Annotated in this window: 22 protein-coding genes and 2 pseudogenes; 15 read left to right on the forward strand and 9 right to left on the reverse strand. The window is 49.3% G+C overall.

The features are described from left to right. Nucleotides 1–123 precede the first annotated feature (123 nt). Both NAL19_RS09315 and rluE read right to left on the reverse strand, forming a co-directional pair. Nucleotides 124–570 carry an NUDIX hydrolase gene (locus NAL19_RS09315; RefSeq protein ID WP_225087942.1) on the reverse strand — a complete coding sequence of 149 codons (447 nt, stop codon included), beginning with the start codon at nucleotides 568–570 and terminating at the stop codon, nucleotides 124–126. Next, a complete protein-coding gene (rluE, locus tag NAL19_RS09320) occupies nucleotides 563–1,189 on the reverse strand; it encodes a 23S rRNA pseudouridine(2457) synthase RluE (RefSeq protein ID WP_225088146.1) in 627 nt (208 codons plus the stop codon). Before rluE ends, NAL19_RS09315 begins: the two co-directional genes overlap by 8 nt. 131 nt (nucleotides 1,190–1,320) lie before the next feature. On the opposite strand from rluE, the gene icd reads away from it, so the two are divergent. Next, nucleotides 1,321–2,574, forward strand: a complete 1,254-nt coding sequence (gene icd / locus NAL19_RS09325) for an NADP-dependent isocitrate dehydrogenase (protein WP_015840115.1) — start codon at nucleotides 1,321–1,323, stop codon at nucleotides 2,572–2,574. A 134-nt stretch (nucleotides 2,575–2,708) separates the two neighbouring features. Here the strand turns inward: icd and NAL19_RS09330 are convergent, their stop codons facing one another. From NAL19_RS09330 to NAL19_RS09360, 7 genes are all read right to left on the reverse strand, one after another. After that, the gene (locus tag NAL19_RS09330) at nucleotides 2,709–3,848 is read right to left on the reverse strand and encodes a phage integrase Arm DNA-binding domain-containing protein (RefSeq protein WP_263059501.1); all 1,140 of its coding nucleotides are present in this window, start codon (nucleotides 3,846–3,848) and stop codon (nucleotides 2,709–2,711) included. Further along, complete coding sequence (locus tag NAL19_RS09335) at nucleotides 3,838–4,074, reverse strand: excisionase (RefSeq protein WP_116166573.1); 237 nt, start codon at nucleotides 4,072–4,074, stop codon at nucleotides 3,838–3,840. The genes NAL19_RS09330 and NAL19_RS09335 overlap by 11 nt, the downstream gene beginning before the upstream one ends. Before the next feature lie 78 nt (nucleotides 4,075–4,152). Next, nucleotides 4,153–4,629 (reverse strand): hypothetical protein, encoded by a 477-nt coding sequence (locus NAL19_RS09340; RefSeq protein WP_263059502.1) that lies wholly within the window; start codon nucleotides 4,627–4,629, stop codon nucleotides 4,153–4,155. 46 nt (nucleotides 4,630–4,675) lie between these two features. Further along, a complete protein-coding gene (locus NAL19_RS09345) occupies nucleotides 4,676–4,861 on the reverse strand; it encodes a hypothetical protein (protein WP_263059503.1) in 186 nt (61 codons plus the stop codon). Nucleotides 4,862–4,959: 98 nt separating this feature from the next. Then, nucleotides 4,960–5,712: a hypothetical protein gene (locus NAL19_RS09350; RefSeq protein WP_263059504.1), complete on the reverse strand. Its 753-nt coding sequence runs from the start codon at nucleotides 5,710–5,712 to the stop codon at nucleotides 4,960–4,962. Continuing rightward, a complete protein-coding gene (locus NAL19_RS09355) occupies nucleotides 5,709–5,909 on the reverse strand; it encodes a hypothetical protein (RefSeq protein WP_263059505.1) in 201 nt (66 codons plus the stop codon). The genes NAL19_RS09350 and NAL19_RS09355 overlap by 4 nt, the downstream gene beginning before the upstream one ends. Continuing rightward, a complete protein-coding gene (locus NAL19_RS09360; RefSeq protein WP_263059506.1) occupies nucleotides 5,906–6,232 on the reverse strand; it encodes a hypothetical protein in 327 nt (108 codons plus the stop codon). Before NAL19_RS09360 ends, NAL19_RS09355 begins: the two co-directional genes overlap by 4 nt. A gap of 289 nt (nucleotides 6,233–6,521) precedes the next feature. Here NAL19_RS09360 and NAL19_RS09365 point away from each other — a divergent pair, with 289 nt between their 5' ends. The 14 genes and pseudogenes from NAL19_RS09365 (at nucleotide 6,522) to NAL19_RS09430 (ending at nucleotide 19,847) form a co-directional block, all read left to right on the forward strand. Then, nucleotides 6,522–7,730: an IS256 family transposase gene (locus NAL19_RS09365; RefSeq protein ID WP_263059507.1), complete on the forward strand. Its 1,209-nt coding sequence runs from the start codon at nucleotides 6,522–6,524 to the stop codon at nucleotides 7,728–7,730. Nucleotides 7,731–7,752: 22 nt separating this feature from the next. Further along, on the forward strand, nucleotides 7,753–8,472 hold the full coding sequence (locus NAL19_RS09370) for an N-acetylmuramidase family protein (RefSeq protein ID WP_263059508.1): 720 nt from the start codon (nucleotides 7,753–7,755) through the stop codon (nucleotides 8,470–8,472). After that, on the forward strand, nucleotides 8,473–8,793 hold the full coding sequence (locus NAL19_RS09375; RefSeq protein WP_015840528.1) for a hypothetical protein: 321 nt from the start codon (nucleotides 8,473–8,475) through the stop codon (nucleotides 8,791–8,793). Further along, on the forward strand, nucleotides 8,790–9,032 hold the full coding sequence (locus NAL19_RS09380) for a hypothetical protein (protein ID WP_044202447.1): 243 nt from the start codon (nucleotides 8,790–8,792) through the stop codon (nucleotides 9,030–9,032). The genes NAL19_RS09375 and NAL19_RS09380 overlap by 4 nt, the downstream gene beginning before the upstream one ends. 84 nt (nucleotides 9,033–9,116) lie before the next feature. Beyond that, nucleotides 9,117–9,644, forward strand: coding sequence for a hypothetical protein (locus NAL19_RS09385; protein WP_263059509.1), 528 nt, complete (start codon nucleotides 9,117–9,119; stop codon nucleotides 9,642–9,644). Between the two features lie 78 nt (nucleotides 9,645–9,722). Beyond that, a complete protein-coding gene (locus NAL19_RS09390) occupies nucleotides 9,723–10,064 on the forward strand; it encodes a hypothetical protein (RefSeq protein WP_263059510.1) in 342 nt (113 codons plus the stop codon). 85 nt (nucleotides 10,065–10,149) lie between these two features. Beyond that, nucleotides 10,150–10,539, forward strand: a pseudogene (locus NAL19_RS09395) (Gp49 family protein); the annotation flags it as partial. A gap of 192 nt (nucleotides 10,540–10,731) precedes the next feature. After that, the gene (locus tag NAL19_RS09400; RefSeq protein WP_263059692.1) at nucleotides 10,732–10,938 is read left to right on the forward strand and encodes a RyR domain-containing protein; all 207 of its coding nucleotides are present in this window, start codon (nucleotides 10,732–10,734) and stop codon (nucleotides 10,936–10,938) included. A gap of 64 nt (nucleotides 10,939–11,002) precedes the next feature. Further along, nucleotides 11,003–11,875, forward strand: coding sequence for a terminase (locus NAL19_RS09405; protein WP_263059511.1), 873 nt, complete (start codon nucleotides 11,003–11,005; stop codon nucleotides 11,873–11,875). Between the two features lie 47 nt (nucleotides 11,876–11,922). After that, nucleotides 11,923–13,587: a terminase gene (locus NAL19_RS09410; RefSeq protein WP_263059693.1), complete on the forward strand. Its 1,665-nt coding sequence runs from the start codon at nucleotides 11,923–11,925 to the stop codon at nucleotides 13,585–13,587. Beyond that, a pseudogene (locus NAL19_RS09415) lies at nucleotides 13,587–15,614 on the forward strand (portal protein); the annotation flags it as partial. The gene NAL19_RS09410 and the pseudogene NAL19_RS09415, both read left to right, overlap by 1 nt. Before the next feature lie 92 nt (nucleotides 15,615–15,706). Then, a protein-coding gene (locus NAL19_RS09420) for an IS3 family transposase (protein WP_263059643.1) occupies nucleotides 15,707–16,914 on the forward strand; the annotation gives its coding sequence in 2 pieces (ribosomal slippage) (nucleotides 15,707–16,028 and nucleotides 16,028–16,914; 1,209 coding nt in all). A 282-nt stretch (nucleotides 16,915–17,196) separates the two neighbouring features. Then, a complete protein-coding gene (locus tag NAL19_RS09425) occupies nucleotides 17,197–19,578 on the forward strand; it encodes a colicin-like bacteriocin tRNase domain-containing protein (RefSeq protein WP_263059512.1) in 2,382 nt (793 codons plus the stop codon). Next, nucleotides 19,575–19,847, forward strand: a complete 273-nt coding sequence (locus tag NAL19_RS09430; RefSeq protein WP_263059513.1) for a colicin immunity domain-containing protein — start codon at nucleotides 19,575–19,577, stop codon at nucleotides 19,845–19,847. The genes NAL19_RS09425 and NAL19_RS09430 overlap by 4 nt, the downstream gene beginning before the upstream one ends. The last annotated feature ends 119 nt before the right edge of the window (nucleotides 19,848–19,966 follow it).

Genomic DNA, 19,966 nt, shown 5'->3' on the forward strand with positions numbered 1-19,966 from the left:
TGAAATTTACTGACGCATTGATGCGAAAAACAAGCGGCATATTTTAGCATGTTGAACCGCGGGCTGCATCGCTATTCCTGCTGTGCGGTGCTTCGCTCACGTATGGCAGGAATAACAGGATGCCTAGAAAGGCCAGTTGAACGCACCCAGTACGGTTAACGGATAGCGTTCTGGCTGCTGATAGCAGCGAATACTTTCAGCCACCAGCGGCGAACGAAGCTGGCGAGAATGCAGAATTTCCTCGGCGGTCAACCAGCGACAGCATTCGATATCGCTGTCGTGCGGTTGGGTAGCGACCCGCGCAGGCAGATCGAGCGCGAAGCAAAAGCGTAAAAATGGCGTGCTGTCGGGCGCGATCCATTGGTGCAGACGCAAGAAACTCTGCGGTGTGGCCTGAATACCGGTTTCTTCCCACAGTTCACGGCTCGCCGCCTGAATCAGCGTTTCGTCGGCCTCCAGATGCCCTGCGGGTTGGTTCCACAATAATTTATCGTTAATTAATTCTTCGACGACCAGAAAATGGTTTTCGGCCTGTACCACACAGGCGACTGTCACATGGGGTTTAAACATCCGCTATCTCCTTCCATTCTCCGGGTAACAGGTTTTCTACCGTCTGATTGGCCATACCGTATCGAATCAGACGCAAGGTAGGATACCCGATATTCGCCGTCATACGACGGACTTGCCGATTACGCCCTTCATACAGCGTGATTTTTAGCCAGCAGTCAGGAATGCTTTTACGTTCGCGTATGGGGGGATTACGCGGCCACAGCCAGTTGGGTTCCGGTACGATTTCCGCCCCTGCGGGCAGCGTTTTGCCGTCATTCAGATCCAGACCGGTACGAAAGCGCATCAGGGCGGCATCGTCAGGAATACCCTCGACCTGAACATAATAAATTTTGGCTGTTTTTTGCGTTGGCTGAGTCAGTCGAGCCTGAAGTTTGCCGTCATTGGTCAGAATCATCAGGCCTTCGCTGTCGCGATCCAGACGACCGGCGGCATAAATACCGCTAACCGGAATGTAGTCTTTTAGCGTGCGGCGCCCGGCTTCATCAGTGAATTGTGGCAGGACATCGAAGGGTTTATTGAACAAAACGATTCGGCGCGGCGCATTGTCAGGTTGCCTTTTTCTTGCCGGCTGTGAGCTGAATCGTTTAACTTTGTGATTTTTAACAGGGAATTTATTCATCATCTTTATAGTCGCGGAAAACAAAAGCATTATACTCGAAATGGTTTGCGATTGGCGCGGGCTAAATATTCAAGTAGTATTGACACGCATCTTACAAGTCATTAACAAAATTGCGCTCGAAGGAGAGGTTAATGGAAAGCAAAGTAGTTGTACCGACAGAAGGTCAGAAAATCACGGTTGATGCTCAAGGTAAACTGGTTGTTCCAAACAATCCGGTTATCCCGTTTATCGAAGGTGACGGCATTGGTATCGATGTAACGCCTGCCATGATCAACGTCGTTGACGCCGCCGTGAAGAAAGCCTATCAGGGCAAGCGCGCGATTTCCTGGATGGAAATCTATACGGGTGAAAAATCCACGCAGGTATACGGTAAAGATGTCTGGCTGCCAGACGAAACGCTGGATTTGATCCGTGAATACCGTGTGGCGATTAAGGGCCCGCTGACAACGCCAGTCGGCGGTGGTATTCGTTCTCTGAACGTTGCACTGCGTCAACAGCTGGATCTGTATGTTTGCCTGCGTCCGGTACGCTACTACGAAGGTACACCTAGCCCGGTTAAACAGCCTGAGCTGACCGACATGGTGATCTTCCGCGAAAACGCCGAAGACATTTATGCAGGTATCGAGTGGAAAGCGGGTTCTGCTGAAGCAGACAAAGTGATCAAATTCCTGCGTGAAGAAATGGGCGTTAACAAAATCCGTTTCCCTGAGCAGTGTGGTATCGGCGTGAAGCCGTGTTCGGAAGAAGGCACTAAACGTCTGGTTCGCGCAGCAATCGAATACGCGATTACCAACGACCGTGATTCCGTCACGCTGGTGCACAAAGGCAACATCATGAAATTCACCGAAGGCGCGTTCAAAGACTGGGGATACCAGTTGGCGCGTGAAGAATTCGGCGGTGAATTGATCGATGGCGGCCCGTGGGTGAAAATCAAGAACCCGAACACTGGTAAAGAGATCGTAGTAAAAGACGTGATCGCCGATGCGTTCCTGCAACAAATCCTGCTGCGTCCTGCTGAATATGATGTGATCGCTTGTATGAACCTGAACGGTGACTACATTTCTGATGCCCTGGCGGCACAGGTTGGCGGTATCGGTATCGCCCCAGGCGCGAACATTGGTGACGAATGTGCACTGTTTGAAGCCACGCACGGTACGGCACCGAAATATGCGGGTCAGGATAAAGTGAACCCAGGTTCTGTGATTCTGTCTGCTGAAATGATGCTGCGTCACCTGCAATGGTTCGAAGCGGCTGACCTGATTGTTAAGGGCGTTGAAGGCGCGATCAAGAACAAGACCGTGACTTACGATTTCGAACGTCTGATGGAAGGCGCTAAGCTGCGGAAATGTAGTGAGTTTGCGCAGGACATCATCGATAATATGTAATCTTACTGTTATCACATTGATCGGCGGGGGCGCTTTGCTCTCGCTGATTTTTAACATCGAAAAAAGCCATTCAGTAAAATCTCAGTAAAATCTCAGTAAAATAGAGTGAAAAATCACCACATTCATGGTGGGCGCTATCCTGCTTTAATCTGAATTGTTACCCAATCTTTAGCGCGATCGTCGTTATAGCTATCTGTCTGCTGTTGTGATTTATGGCCCAGAAGCATTCGAGTATCGACGTCACCTTGCTCCCTATAAAGCCGCTCTGCTAATGACCGCTGTTCGTGAAATGTCGGCGGTGTACCGTTTTCCCACACAAGCGCCGTCTTATCCCTAGCTGCACTGAATCGCATTGTAATGGTTCTGGATGCCACGGCTGCACCACGCTCTGCTTGTGAGGTGGAACGAAAGAAGTGAACCAGATGAGGGCTGACAACGTAATCTCTGCACCGTGCAATGACATCGCGTAGCGTCCATCCTGTGGCGTTGGATTTCAGTGATAGTGGGATGGCAACCCGGGTGCCCGTTTTCTCTTGAACAACATGCAGGTGGTCATCCCAGATATCTGAAAACTTCATATTGGCAATATCCCCTAGGCGCTGAGCTGTCACCAGTGCCAGTAACATGGCGTTCCCCATGTATTGATGTTGAGCATCGGCCACATCAAAAATGGTCTGCCATTCATCCAGATCCAAACGCTGGCGTTGAATTCTTTTACGTGGCTGCTTGGTGGCAAGCGCAGGGTTATAACCAGGAGGAACTTCACCAGCATGCTGCGCCTCTTTGAAAACATCAATGAGGACGGAGCGAACTACCTGCGCCATGCGTGATTGCCCGTTAGCTTTATAGTCGTCCAAAATTTCTGCAATATCTTTAGCACCCACCTCCGTGAGTAATTTCATACCTGCGTGCTGATTAAATAAGGATATGGGTTTATTACGTTGTTTGTGAGTGTTGAACTTGATATCGCCTGATTTCAGCCTCTCATCTTGAATCGCTTTATATTTTTCCAGCCAACCGTTTACGGTTATACCTCTTCCTGAGATTGACAGGGTGCGTTCACGGATAGCAAATGCCTGTTTCACCTGCTGTTCGCTAATTCGTAGGTTGGCTTCTATTGCGATTGCGGTAGCGTCAGCCTCATTTGTTCCAAGTCCGTGCCTCTTGCCCGTTAAAGGGTGTTTATATTGCCAATAAACCCGCTTAGTTCGCGGGTCGGTAAAACAAAATAGATTTTGCACTTTAATGTTATGTTTCCGAGGTCTACCGGCCATCTGAAAGAATCCTTTTCAGCAGTGGGTTATCTGATTTATTTATTGTGGGTTCGGAGATCATGCCTATAAAGCGGGCATCTTGTTCCACCATCCATTTACGTCCGACTTTTTTCGGTGGCGGGGAAATCATGTTGTGCTTGGCATAGTGATATAGCGTGTTATTCGATGGTTTTTCATCACCGAATTCATCTATTGCCCAGACTTTGAGTAAAAGCATTCGCGCCATTGGTCAGTCCTTATAAAGGGCATGCCAAAGACACGCCCTAGTTTTGGTCGTTTGATCTACGTAAGGAAGGGGCTTTGGTTAGAAGAAAGTCCAGCTTTCCGTTTCGGCGTTATGGCCGAAGTTGTATCCGAGCTGAGGGGATGACAAATCCAAATTTTTCATTTCTTCAACAACGGTAGTGATAATGGCGATATCCTGATTTAACCGCATCAGATGATATTTCTTTCGACGTAGTAGGCTTTCTAACGCCAGTTGCTGTGATGGAAAGGAAAAAGAGCGTTCTGCTGATTTCGCGACTTTCTTGATCGCATATCGCATATTTTTCTTTTTCCACCCGTCGAGCCATCTCGCCTTATCCCGATCGATATCATAATCCTTAACCCAGTGAGCAGGGCATAGAAAGGCATAGCTATTGGTCTGGTGGAAGGCAATATATTGCTCGGCGATAACTTCAATTCCCGCTTCCTGAACGGTTTCAAAATATCGCCAGTAAACAGGGTAGCCATTATGTTCAGTTTTCGATTCCGGGAATGGAACCGACCATGATTGAGGCATGTATTCCTCCAGATAATAAAAACCCTGCATTCGCAGGGGGTGAGAGTTAAATTGATTCCTCAGCCTCTCTGAGGCGTCTGAGCTGCTCATCTGTCAACGATAAGTAAGTTAGCTCGTGCTCCTTGAGCCATTTGCTTATAAGTCTGACAGCTTCAAAAGCTGTGGCAGGATTGTTGGCGTCTGATAAGGCTGAGATAACCTTATTGATGGTTTGATCGTCGATCGTAGTCATTTTCTTTTTCCCAATAGATCGCGTTATTGCGTCAGGGGAATAGTGCTATCACGACAATGCTGGTACCTAATTTTTTGGCTGCTATTCTGCCAAAACATCTATAACTCAAAGGCCAGTTGCGGAGTGAAACGGTCTTTACTCTCGTCCCACATCAACGCGCTGGCGCTGTTCATTGACTCAATACGCTCGACAAGAACTGCCGCTCGCGTTTCTTTCGAGGCTGGCGCGTATGCTGATTTCTGCCACGCTTTATCGATCCCGATATTTCGAGCCACATTTGTACTGTCAGCTGACGATAGTGGAATGTGACGGAAAATATCTTTATCAAGCATCCGCAGTCCGTGCAGTTTACAAATCGGATAGCCGTTTTCATCAACAACATGGCGTATCAAATCGCGCAGTTTTGCGACGCATTTACGCGGCCGTTTAGCATCGTACTCACCCATTGTGCCGATCGCCACGCGGGGCCACTCATTACACAACTGAATAAACCGTTCATCAGGTTCGTTCATGTGCCATACCGGACAGCCAATGAATTTCCCATGCGGCCATTCAGCAATCAGAGCGTCGTTTTCCTCACTGCTACCGCCGATCACATCGGGGATAATTGCGAATGAAAAACCAGGATGATTAGCCCATTTCGCGACAAATTCGTAATACTCAGACCAATTCACAACACGTTTCTTTGTCCAGAAACTGAATGCGCCGTTGTCTAGCGCAAAACTTTGGGTAACTTCGCTAGCCAGTGCCAGTTGTCTGTGGTTTGCAAACGATATGAATGCATGCCGCCCTTTCCATGCCCTAAGAGCGCAGGTGTCAGGGGTAATAGGTCCTCCGTGGAAATGAATCATTTCACACCCTCGCTTAAATCAGTTGTTGCCTCTTCCCTGAATACCGCCCGAGATGGAGACCAATCACAGTAAGTGTCTGTTTCGACGTGTCCGAAAATGGCCTTGCATCGCTTGATATGAACGCAGTTACCGCAGGTCTTGCCTTTCGGTAGCCGCATTTTGTCGGGGTCGGATGGATCAAAGTTGATGGCTGTCATGTTGGTACCCAATTGATGCTGGACACAGACGGCAGCGCGATAATTGCATCCAGCAACTCCAGTTGCTTTGTTGATGTTACACGGCGGTAGTGGGAACGAACGGCGGTGGGGTACATCGCCGCCTTCATCCGGTGCCAGTCCTTCTTGTTGAAGACTGCCATTTCCCAATGCCTGCCGTAGGTCGATTGCCGGAACGTACGATCGCGTATTTCCACGCGGAACAGGGCGACACGATCGATGCCGGCACCGAGAATACTGGAAATACCCACAACGGCCTGTTGGCCGTCATGAGCTACGGTGACGGTTCTATTTAAGTCCGTCATTCATCCTCTCCTTTAAGAAAGCAAATCCAGTGGGTGTTACTGTGCTTGCCAGATAGGTGGCCGAATGACCGCATCGTTATCTGATGCGGCGATATTGTGGAGATATCAGCAGGGGATTAATCGTAGTGCGGGTAGTAGAAGCCATCAGGATCGCAATCAATGATAATTTTTGACTGCCCGTAGTACAGAGCGAACATCATTTTCTCCCAGTCTCTACGAGCCTGTACATAAATTTGTGTAATTGCCTGATTTTGATATGTTCAATCCAACATCAAAAGCAGGTTAATTTATGGACGAAAAACAATTACAGGCACTGGCTAACGAACTGGCCAAAAATCTTAAAACACCTGATGATCTCAGCCAGTTCGATCGCCTGCTGAAAAAAATCAGTGTTGAAGCCGCCCTTAATGCTGAAATGTCCCACCATCTCGGGTACGAGAAAAACCAGCCCAAAGCGGGTCTTAACGCACGTAACGGTTATTCCACAAAAACTGTCATTACTGGCGATGGCCCGCTCGAACTGCGTACTCCGCGAGATCGTGATGCCACATTCGAACCTCAACTGGTGAAGAAAAATCAGACCCGGATAACCAGCATGGATAACCAAATCCTGTCGTTATACGCCAAAGGCATGACTACCCGAGAGATCGTCGCGACGTTTAAGGAACTGTATGACTCAGATGTGTCGCCGGCCCTGATTTCAAAGGTCACGGACGCAGTGATGGAGCAGGTTGTTGAATGGCAGAATCGGCCGTTGGATAGCCTTTATCCCATTGTTTATCTTGACTGTATTGTCCTTAAGGTCCGTCAGGATAGTCGTGTCATCAACAAATCCGTGTTCCTGGCCCTGGGCATCAATATCGATGGTCAGAAAGAACTACTGGGTATGTGGCTGGCGGAAAATGAAGGGGCGAAGTTCTGGCTGAATGTGCTGACGGAGCTGAAAAACAGAGGTCTGAACGACATTCTCATCGCCTGCGTTGACGGTCTGAAAGGCTTCCCTGACGCTATCAATGCGGTCTATCCGCAAACCCGCATCCAGTTGTGTATAGTCCATATGGTGCGCAACAGCCTGCGCTTCGTCTCATGGAAGGACTATAAGGCCGTCACTCGCGACCTGAAGGCGGTTTATGGGGCCGCGACGGAAGAAGCGGCGTTGCAGGAGCTGGAAACATTCGCCAGGGTCTGGGATGAGCGCTACCCGCAAATCAGCCGGAGCTGGCGTGCAAACTGGGCGAATCTGTCAACATTCTTCGCGTACCCGAGTGACATCCGTAAGGTGATTTACACGACCAATGCCATTGAATCACTGAACAGCGTCATCCGGCATGCCATAAAGAAACGCAAGGTGTTCCCGACAGATGACTCAGTAAGGAAAGTGGTGTGGCTGGCAATACAGTCGGCATCAAAAAAATGGACGATGTCGATCCAAAACTGGCGGCTGGCGATGAGCCGCTTTATTATCGAGTTCGGTGACCGCCTGGACGGTCACTTCTGAGAAATGGCATTTACACAGAATCATGTACAAGGTCGCGAAAGATGCCGGAGTATGCCTTAAAAAGCTGCTCCGGTTTTTTATTGGTCAGTCCTCAAGCCTGCATGGTTCGCCCAGCAGGCTTTTTTATTTCCTGCACATAGAGCATGTTATGTCCAAAATTCTCACCCTTTTAGATTACCGAGTCGCCGCGAGTAGTTTGGGGGTTCCGGTTGCTACGGTTAAAGCGGTTACTGAAGTTGAAAGCAATGGCAGCGGTTTTCTATCTGATGGCCGTGTAAAAGTGCAGTATGAGCCGCACGTCATGTATCAGCAGTTGACGAAACATTTCGGCGGCGCTCGGGCAAATGCTGAATTAGCGAAACATCCTGATCTGGTGGCGCGTAAGCCTGGTAGTTATCAGTCTACTGATAAAGAAGACAAAGACATGGATCGGGCTGCCACTATCATTGATCGCGGCTGCGCGTTGCAATCTGCATCGTGGGGAGCATTCCAGATAATGGGCTACCACTGGAAAACCTGCGGCTATCCAACATTACAGGCTTTCATTAACGCCCAATACACAGCGGACGGCCAGCTTGATACGTTCGTGCGCTTTATTAAAGCGGATAACAAACTGCTGTCGGCGCTGAAAAGTCGTGATTGGGCAACCTTCGCCCGGATTTACAACGGCCCTGCGTACGCCAAAAACCGCTATGACACCAAACTTGAGAACGCGTATACCAAATACCAAGGGGCAGCATAAATGGAATGGTTGTCCCGACTGTGGGAGCAATTTCAATGGGCGGTCGCCGGACTGATTGGCGCGCTGATATCTGTACCGTTTCAAAGCGACCTGAGAACGGCGCGTGGGATTGCGATCTTCGTTTTCACGGGTAGCGCCTGCGCCCACTATCTGACAGGCATTGTCGGCGATTATTTCAATATCAACCCGTCGTCGGCTGGCGGGATTGGTTTTCTTCTGGGGGCATTCGGCGGTTCGCTGATTGCTGCCGTTATCAAGGCCATCGAAGCCGCCGATCTGTGGGGGCTTATCCGATCCCGATTTGGTGGAGGTGCGCAATGATTTTCACCATCGCCTACGTCACCATTCTTCTGTGGGCTGGGTGGTGCGTGTTCAGTGACCACGTTAAAGATGGGGTAATCGGCAAACTAATGTATTCGGCACTTTCTATTTCGTGCATGGGGGCGCTGATTGGTGGAAATGGAGCAGATAGACAAGCCGATAGCATTATTTTGCTATGTATTGCGATGATAGGAATTCGGCACTTTGTCCTAAAACAGCTTAATTTGTCTAAGAATTAGTCTTTTTTGAGCTGTTTTGGCGACGCTACGTGAAATCTGAATTCCTCACCCTCATCAATCCTCTCACTTTTTAACAGAGAAACCATGTTAACCACGAAAATGAAAGCGCTGCTGTTATGCGGCGGGTTGGCTGCTGCGTTCGGCGCGGGTTGGTATGCACAGGGATTACGGTGGGATGCGGATATTGCGCAGCGGGATAAGCAGCAATCGGAAGATATCAGCACAAGCCAGCAAGCGGTTATCGCCGAGCAATCACTTCAGTTCCATCGTTACAACGAAATCGCCAGGCAGGTGAATCAGTATGCCATCACCATCAAGGGTAAATCCGATGAAAAACAGATTATTTACCGGACAGTTATCAAACATCATCCTGCTAGTCGTGAGTGCGTGCCTGATGATGTCGCTGTTGGGTTGCTCGACTACGCGCACAGTCTACGTGCCAGCGCAATGCGTTCCACTGCCAGCAGAGTTAACACAACCGATTCTGGTGCCGCTGCCACCAAATGCAGATTGACGTATGGACAGGCGGTGTATTGGATTGACCCGTTATTGACAGCGATTGAACAAGCCAATAACCAATTTATCAATATCCGTAAAGCTGAAATGCATTAGCATAGTTGCTTTATTTATTCATCTATGAGACCGGCTTTGGTATTGTGACTTGACCTTTTATTCGCAAGGGAAATTCCTATGGCAAAGAAAGTCACGATTCTCCGTAAGTCTTTTGATTCGCAAGGGCAAGCTCAAGAGTTTTTCTCTAAAATCAGACTAAGGATTTTTGAAACGAAAGAAGAAATTAATCGTGGGGATGAGTTTGATCTACTTTCCGAGTTATATAAGAAATATTGCCAATATACAAACTATGAGACTAGTGGAACCCCTGAATCATTTAAGTCCCAATATGAGCGCAGAGGAAAAGGTAGTAATGGTGGAACAACTATCAGCCTAGCGGTTAGTTTCAACGGAGTAGACTATAAAACATTTTCAGCTGATAAAGCTGTTGTGGAAATTGCAAACAAGCAAAATCCATGACATTTATCTGAGTTCACAAGGTCTTAACTCTAAATAGCCTCAGCACCCGCTGGGGCTTTTTTTCATCCCAATAAAAGGTAATCCCATGACACAGGTCACCGATCAACACATTGAACAAGAGATTCAGGCCAAAGGTTTAATCGCCCCGCGAGTTACTCCTGAGCACATTGAAGGCATTATCGTTTCTGAGCACTATTTCACTGGCGCACAAGGTGACGCAAAGGCCGTGCAAGATGCAGCGTTTTCAGGTGGTGCAATCAATGCAGCAGCTTTGCGAGCTACGCCTGAATTGCTTAAACACCTCACCTTCTGCATTCTGGTGCTGCGTAATGGCTTCACTGTTACTGGCGAATCAGCCTGCGTATCACCTGAAAATTTCGATGCAGAAATTGGTCGCAAGATTGCCCATCAGAATGCGGTTAACAAAATCTGGCAGTTGGAAGGATATTTGCTGAAGCAACGCCTTTATGAACAATCATTGTCGGAGCCATTACCAAAACTCGGTGGTTGCTGTGATGATAAGCAGGAAATAGAGCGTCGAAACATTGAGCATGCCGCCCGTACCGCCCACGAAGTTAACCGGGCGTACTGCGCTGCGCTGGGCGATCACAGCCAGCCCAATTGGGAAGACGCACCAGACTGGCAAAAGAACTCTGCTATCGAAGGTGTGGTATTCCACCTCAATGGTGATCATCCGCCGGAAGCCAGCCATAACAAATGGTTGGAGTTCAAAAAACAAGATGGTTGGAAATATGGCCCAGTGAAAGACGCAGAGAAAAAAGAGCACCCGTGCTTTGTCCCGTATGACCAACTTCCTAAAGAGCAGCAGGTGAAAGATTATCTGTTTCGCGCTGTAGTCCACGCATTCAAGTGATTCATCAGGCATTCCAGAGTCACTTCCCAGAGGTGGCTCGATAATGCTTACTCAGTAGGACGCTATGGCAAAGTACGATTGGAAAAAGCTGCTGGCCGATTATGCTGCGGCATACTCAGCAACGGGAATCTCCCCAGCGGATTGGTGCGCTCAGAATGAGGTGCCGTATAGCTCTGCGAAGCGTTACATCACGATAAAGGCTGCAACGGATTTCATTGAGCAGAATTCGCAAATTCGCAGTTCGCAAAAAAGTGATTCGCAGATTCGCAAAGAGAAGGGCGCGAATCGCAAAAGCGAGAAAAAGCGCTATGATTCTGGCGATAACGATACGGAGGAATCAGCAGACGCAGACGACAGTGACGCCAGCGATCAACTGCCTGAAACTGAACCGCAACGGGATGCTAGCGGTCGCTTTGTTAAAGGGAACAATCTGGGCGGGAATTATGGTGTTCCAGCTAATGCGTTCCAGCCTGGCAATCAAATCCCGCGCAAGCATTCTGCTTATGCCAAATATCTGGACGCCGATGAGCTTTTTGAGGCGGTGCAAGAAACCGAGCTGCGCGATGAGCTGATTTTCACCCGCGCCCGTGCATTGTCAGTGACGAAAACGCTGAACAAAATCATGGAGGATTTGCAGAACGCTGAATCAGTCGAAGCGCGTATCGAGCTTTACGATAAGTTCATCAAGGCTGAGCAAGGGCTTGATCGCAACATTGCCCGGATTGAGTCGATCGAAAACAGCCTGAGCAAGTTACAGCTGGATGCGGTGAATGTTCCACGTCTGAGTGCTGACACGCAGCGCATTAAGGCGGCGACCGCCAAGCTGAAAGCAGAAACGGAGAAACTGACGGCGGAAAGTAAGGATGTGACGACACCGCTAACCGATGTGGTGCGTGATATTCACGCGATGCCGGATGATGGAATGCTGGCGCAATGACGACACCGCACTATGATGCCAGCCTCGTAGAAGACGAGTTGGACGGAATGACCGAGGCGCAGCAGCGCCTTTTTATTTTGTCAAAATTGAGCAATCCGTGGTGGCGGCTCAACAATCTGTACAAGATCGAGAATGAGAAAGGCCAGTTAGTCACGTTTCGGATGCGTCCGGCACAGCGCCGTCTGTTCCAGAACATGCATTATCGCAACATCATTCTTAAGGCGCGTCAGCTTGGTTTCTCCACGGCGATTGATATCTACCTGCTCGATCAGGCGCTGTTCAATAAGAACATCAAGTGCGGGATCATTGCACAGGATAAGACTGCCGCAGGCGAAATCTTCCGTACCAAGATATCGATACCCTTCGACAATCTACCTGGCTGGTTACGTTCGTCATTCAAGATTACCGAGCGACGCAGCGGGGCGAATGGCGGCTATATTCTGTTTTCTCACGGCTCCAGCATTCAGGTGGCCACGTCTTTCCGATCGGGTACGGTTCAGCGTCTGCACATTTCTGAGCACGGAAAAATCTGCGCCAAGTATCCGGCCAAGGCCAAAGAGGTACGAACCGGTACGCTGAACGCCGTGCATGATGGCTGTATCGTGTTTGATGAATCCACGGCGGAAGGCGTTGGCGGCGATTTCCATACCATGAGCACGCGGGCGCTTGAGCTGGCGCAATCCGGTGTCGATCTGACGATGCAGGATTACAAGTTTCATTTCTATCCGTGGTTTGACGATCCGAAATACGTTGCGCCCGTTCCGGCCGGTGGCCTGCGGCTGAGTAAATACCATCAGGAATACTTTGCCGCGGTTGAAGCGGCAACGCGTGTCACGCTGAGTGATGAGCAAAAGCAGTGGTATATCCGCAAAGAGGTCGAGCAGGGCGAGGAAATGAAGCAGGAATTTCCTTCTACGCCGCAGGAGGCTTTCTTAACCTCTGGCCGCCGTGTATTCGCCGCCATCAATGTGATGCATGCCGAAGGGCGCTGTAGTCCGCCGCTCATCGCCTATGACGTGGAGCCTGAAACGGGTAAACGCACAAAAGTGCAGGCACTGCGCGGCGGCGATAAAGAAGAGCTTCAGCGCACGTTACAAAATCATCTGCTGGTCTGGGAATTGCCGGATCCCGACGAGGATTATGCTATCGGTGCGGATATTGCCGAAGGTTTGGAAAATGGTGACCGTTCATCTTTCGATGTCGTGAAGAAATCGACAGGCGAACAGGTGGCGCACTGGTTCGGTCATCTGGATGCTGAATTGTTCGCACAACTGCTGGCGCACATCGGCAAGTGGTACAACACCGCTTATATCGGGCCAGAGCGAAATAACCACGGCCATGCGGTATTGCAGAAGCTGCGTGATATTTACCCCGTTCGCGCTATTTACGCCGAGCAACACCTTGATCGCGATAACGACGACGAGACGCCGAAGCTGGGCTGGCTGACTACCAAGCAGAGTAAGCCGGTGGTGACGGAAGGGCTGAAAACGTTACTGCGCGAAAAGGCCAGCGGCATTCGCTGGATCGGCACCATCAACGAACTCAATACCTATGTCTATGACGCCAAAGGCAGCATGGGCGCACAAACCGGTTGTTTCGATGACCAGGTGATGAGCTATGCCATTGCGCAGGAAATGCGTGCTCGCATGCCAGCCAGACCGAAACTGAAACCTATCGACCGTTCTAAACCCACTCACTGGATGTCACATTGATGAACACAGCCGCTATTGACGCTGAGGCACGGCCACAGCAGCAGGATAATCGCCAGCAGGACAATCGCGACCGCTTTACGCAGCGGCAGTTACTGGATCTTTCATCGGACATTGACGCGCAACCAGACTGGCGCACCACGGCAAATACCGCTTGTGCGTATTACGACGGCGATCAGCTTGCGCCGGAAGTGGTGGCGAAACTGCGTGAACGCGGTCAACCGCTGACGATGCATAACCTGATTGCGCCAACCATTGATGGTGTACTGGGCATGGAGGCCAAGACACGTACTGACCTGATGGTTATCGCTGATGATCCTGATGAGGAAATGGAGCAACTGGCCGATGCGGTCAATGCGGAATTTGCTGACGTCTGCCGATTGTCCAACATCAATAAGGCTCGCTCCGATGCCTACGCTGAGCAGATCAAGGCGGGGTTATCATGGGTTGAAGTCCGCCGTAATAGCGATCTGTTTGGTTCGCGCTACAAGGTTGGAACCGTTCACCGTAATGAAGTGTTCTGGGACTGGCATAGTCGCGAGGCTGATTTGAGTGATTGCCGCTGGTTGATGCGCAAGCGCTGGCTGGACGTGGATGAGGTGAAGGCCACTTTTCCCGATATGGCGCAAGTTATCGACTATTCGATCAATGAGTGGCGCGGATTTGTCGATACCGATATTGCCGAGGGGCAGGAGTCCGCCTTAATCAGCGCTTATGACGAGTACCAACAGTGGAGCCGTAAGGATACTGAATGGGTGTCTGCCAATCGTAAGCGCGTCATGTTGCAGGTGATCTACTATCGCACGTACCAGCGGGTGCCGGTTCTTGAACTGTCTAATGGCCGCGTTATCCAGTTCGATAAAAACAACGTGATGCACGCCGTGGCGCTGGCGACAGGCCGTGTGTCGGTGGTGATGTCTCGCGTCAGCCGGATCCGTGAAGCGTGGTTTGTCGGGCCGCACTTTCTTGGCGACCGCCCATGCTCAGCGCCACAAGGCATGTTCCCGCTGGTGCCGTTCTGGGGCTATCGCAAAGACAAAACAGGTGCGCCTTATGGCTTAGCCTGCCGTGCGATCCCCGCTCAGGATGAAGTGAACTTCCGCCGTATCAAATTAACCTGGCTATTGCAGGCCAAGCGCATCATCAAGGATGCCGATGCAACCAACATGACTGACAGGCAGTTAGCGGACGAGGTTGAGCGGCCAGATGGCGTAATCACGCTCAACCCTCAGAGACACAATAAAACAACGGCAGCGGATGCGATTAATATTCAGCAGGATTTCCAAGTCGCGCAGCAGCAGTTTCAGGTCATGCAGGAGAGCATGAAACTGATTCAGGACGGGATGGGCGTGTATTCGGCATTTCTCGGGCAAGACTCCAGCGCTGCTTCTGGCGTAGCGATCAGTAACCTAGTCGAGCAGGGGGCGACGACGCTAGCGGAAATCAACGATAACTACCAGTTTGCCTGTCAGCAGGTCGGACAGTTGCTGCTGTCGTATTTACTGGAAGATCTGACGCGCCGGCGCAATTACTCCGTTGTGGTGAACCGCGACGATCCGCGGCGCCGTAAATCTGTCACCATCAATGAGGAATCCGGCAACGGGATGACGAACGATGTTTCCCGCCTGCGTGCGCATATTGCGCTTGCGCCGATCCAGCAGACGCCAGCCTATAAATCGCAACTGGCCGAGCGTATGTCTCAGGTTATCAACGGCTTGCCGCCGCAGGTGCAGGCCACGGTGCTGGATATGTGGGTCGAGTTGCTGGATGTGCCGAAGAAAGCGGAGTTTATCGAACGTATTCGCAGTGCGCTGGGTACGCCGAAAGCGCCGGATGAAATGACGCCAGAAGAACAACAGGCGGCTCAGCAACAGCAACAATTGCAGGCACAGCAGCAAGACCTGGCGATGCGTGAGATTGCAGGGAAAGTGGCGAAGCTGGAAGCCGAGGCACAGCGCATCGCGGCGGCGGCTCAGCGTGAGCAAACCTTAACGAACAGCCAGCGCTTTGATGATGCGAAAACGCAGGCGGTGATCTAGCCCCCTGAAACACCAGACAGTAGCTGTATCTCCAGATAAGAGATAGGCTTGAATATATGTCTAATACTAACGCCAATTTTGAGATGACCGGGATCCTATTAGGGCAAGAAGTCCGTAAACGTAAAACGCCACAGGAGAAGATCGCCATTATCCAGCAGACGATGCAGCCGGGCATGAATGTCTCCCATGTCGCCCGTCTGCATGGTATCCAGCCCAGCCTGCTGTTTAAGTGGAAGAAGCAATATCAAGAAGGCAGCCTCACCGCCGTTGCGGCCGGAGAGGAAGTCGTTCCTGCTTCCGAGCTTACCGCTGCTCTGAAGCAGGTCCGGGAGCTTCAGCGCCTTCTGGGCAAGAAGACGATGGAAGTTGAGATCCTGAAAGAAGCTGTGGAGTACAGTCAGTCGCGAAAATGGATAGCGCACGCGCCCTTGTTGCCAAAGGACGGAGAATAGCTCAGGTCAGCCGTACCATGGGCGTGTCGCGTGCGCAGTTGTCACTGCGGATTAAGCGTTCTGCCGACTGGCAGGACAGTCGCTGTAACCGGCGTAATGACGAAGCTGACGCTGAAATACTGTCGGCCATCCTCGGTATCATCAGCGATATGCCCAGCTACGGCTATCGACGTGTGTGGGGTATCCTGCGTAAGCAACGTCGTGCAGAGGGGCAGCCGCCGGTAAATGCCAAACGGCTTTACAGGATAATGCGCAAACATAAGCTGTTGTTACTGCATGACAAACCAGAGCGGCCGCAGCGCGAGCATAAGGGTAAAATCGCGGTGGCAGAAAGCGATATGCGCTGGTGCTCAGATGGCTTCGAGTTCGGATGCGACAACGGTGAAAAACTACGGGTTACGTTCGCTCTGGACTGCTGTGACCGGGAGGCCATAGAGTGGGCGGCGAGCACGGGAGGCTACGATAGTTCGACCGTGCAGGATGTGATGCTGAGGTCAGTGGAAAAGCGCTTCGGAGACAGGTTGCCGGACATCCCGGTGCAGTGGCTGACGGATAACGGTTCAGCGTATAGCGCGCATGAAACGCGCAGGTTCGCGAGAGAACTAAATCTGGAGCCCTGCACAACAGCGGTGAGCAGCCCGCAGAGCAATGGCATGGCCGAGCGGTTCGTGAAAACGATGAAGGAAGATTATATCGCGTTTATGCCAAAACCGGATGTGAGAACAGCACTGAAAAACCTTGCAGCAGCGTTTACGCATTACAATGAGAACCACCCGCACAGTGCGCTGGGATATCACTCTCCGAGGGAATACCGGCGGCAGCGGGCATCGTTAACTTAAGATACAAAAGCTGTCCGGAGATGGCGGGTCAAGATCACGAAAACGCAGGCGGAAACTGGTCGTATCCTTCAGGATATGGAGAATACGACGCGGGAAATTGAGGTGTTGAACGCTCAGATGATGCAGAGTATTCAGGGACAGATTGATAAAATAGACTTTTAAAATCAGTTTATTAACTGTGTTTATGAAATTAGGCGAATGCTTTAGCTTGGTCAGCGAAGTCTCTATAATTGCATGACTGTATAAAAATACAGTATTGGAATTTTTTGATGGAGAACTTCAATGATTAAGTACCGTTTATATGCTCCAAACGATGGAGACACAATGACCGTTGATGGCGGTGGCGGCGGTTGGGTTTCAAACGATGACCGCAAAGGGGGTAATGACAGGAACAATGATAAAGGCGGCTCTGCCGTTGATTATGGTAAAAACCCTGAAAAGCAGGCTATCGTTAATCCCTATTTGGCAATCGCGATACCGATGCCGGTCTACCCTCTTTATGGAAAGCTAGGGTTCACAATAAATACGGCAGCAATTCAGACTGAACTCGCAAATATCAGAGCAGCAATTAACACTAAACGTGCAACACTCAGTGCAGTGATTGGCAGATCACTTCCGATCATTGGGCGGGTATTTGGTGTTACTGCAGCCGGCATGTGGCCTTCTAGTACCGCTCCCAGTAGTCTCGACTCTATATACAATCAAGCACATCAGCAGGCTTTAGCCCAGTTAGCTGCTCAACAGGGAGTATTAAATAAAGGGTATAACGTTACAGCAATGCCTGCGGGTTTCGTCAGCAGTTTACCTGTCAGTGAAATCAAATCATTGCCAACAGCTCCCGCCAGTTTACTGGCACAAAGTGTGATTAATACCGAGCTTTCCCAGCGTCAACTGGCTCTAACTCAGCCCACGACGAATGCACCCGTCGCGAATATTCCCGTAGTTAAAGCAGAGAAAACAGCAATACCAGGTGTGTATTCAGCGAAAATTATTGCTGATGAACCTGCATTCCAGATCAAAGTAGATAATACCCAGACTGCTTTGGCAAAAAATCCGCCGAAAGTAAAAGATGATATCCAAGTCTCTTCTTTCTTGTCCACACCTGTGGCTGACACGCACCATGCATTTATTGATTTTGGCAGCGATCATGAACCGGTATACGTGTCTCTTTCAAAAATTGTGACAGCAGAGGAAGAGAAAAAACAGGTTGAAGAGGCCAAACGCCGTGAGCAGGAGTGGTTATTGCGTCATCCTATTGTTGCTGCAGAGCGAAAATTAACTGAAATCCACCAAGTGCTCTCTTTTGCTCAACAGCTAAAAGAAAGCTCTGCCGCAACCATTTCAGAAAAAACTAAAACTGTTGCGGTTTACCAAGAACAGGTGAATACCGCTGCGAAAAATCGCGACAATTATTATAATAATTCTAAGGCATTTTTGAGTTCGGGAATAACCGGGGGACCAGGATATCCAATGTATCTTGCCGCATGGCAAACGATGAATAACTTTCATCAGGCTTATTTCAGAGCAAATAATGCATTGGAACAAGAGAGTCATGTTCTGAACCAGGCTCGTTCTGAACTGTCTAAGGCTGAGCAATTGCTTGCTGAGAATAATCTGCTTCAGGTTGAAACGGAACGAACGCTTGCCGAAGAAAAAGAGATAAAACGTAACAGGGTTAATGTATCAACATTTGGCACAGTGCAAACTCAACTTAGCACACTGTTGTCAGCATTTTATGCCGCTACATCTGGATCTACTGCATCTATTTCCCTAAGTGTTCCTTCTGGGGAATTAGCCTCTTTTTTATATAAACCACAAGGGATGATTGGCAGCGGTAAGATTGTTGGGAAGGATGTCGATATTTTATTTTCCATTCCAGTAAAAGAGATTCCTGGATATAAGCCTCCTACTAACTTTGACGATTTAGTCAAGAAAAATGGAAATCTGGATCTTCCTGTTCGTCTGGCATTTTCTGATGAGAATGGAGATAGGGTTCTCCGGGCATTCAAAGCGGGTAGTCTGCGAGTCCCTTCAAGTGTCAGAGGTGTAGCTGGTAGCTATGACAAAAGTACGGGTATTTTTAGTGCAGAAATTGACGGTGTTTCATCTCGCCTTGTACTGGAAAACCCTGCGTTTCCTCCGACCGGAAATGTCGGCAATACGGGTAATACTGCTCCTGACTATAAAGCATTACTGAATACTGGTGTTGATGTTAAACCTGTTGATAAAATCACAGTTACGGTAACACCAGTTGCAGAGCCGGTGGAGTTCGATGATTATATCATCTGGACACCGACAGCAGATGGCAGCGGAGTTGAACCGATTTATGTGGTGTTTAACGATCCCTTGGATTCAGATCGGTTTACTCGTAAGCAACTGGACAAAAAGTATCTTAAACATGCCAAAGATTTTGGTATTGTTGATACCAGAAAAAATAGTGAAACACTGACTAAATTTAGAGACGCAATTATTACACACTTAGAGGAAAAAGAAACTTTTGAAAAAGGGACATATCTACTTGTGAAGGATTCAAAGGTTTTCTTTAACCCGAAGACGAATAATGTTGTTGTCATGGATAAGGATAATAAATTTATTTCCGGTTGGAAGTTGGATGTTGATTCTCAGCAGTATAAAAACTACGTTAATAATGGGGTGTTAAGATGAGTAATAAACTTATTGATTTTGCTAGGAGTTTTGTTGAGTCTAAAATTAATGCTGATAATTTCTCAGATTCTTACATTCTCATGTGGAAAGAAGAAAGGGATGCTAATCGGTTGTCAATCGATGGAAAAGAAGTAGATGAAGCGTCGTCTAGTATTTTTTGCTTGGCTGATTGCTATAATCCAGAGTCGGATCGTGATAATTACGAATTCGACGAAGCTAGTTTAAGAAAAGAAATAAAAGCCACGTTGGAAAAATTCAAACTTCTTTGATATCTCTTGCGTGTAAGAAAGATACGCGCTAAATTCGCGAAAGATACCGGAGTATGCCTTAAAAAGCTGCTCCGGTTTTTTTATACCACAAAATCAGTATCGGCCACCTTCGGGTGGCT

The sequence above is a fragment of the Pectobacterium sp. F1-1 genome, assembly GCF_025643735.1.
Lineage (GTDB): Bacteria > Pseudomonadota > Gammaproteobacteria > Enterobacterales > Enterobacteriaceae > Pectobacterium > Pectobacterium colocasium.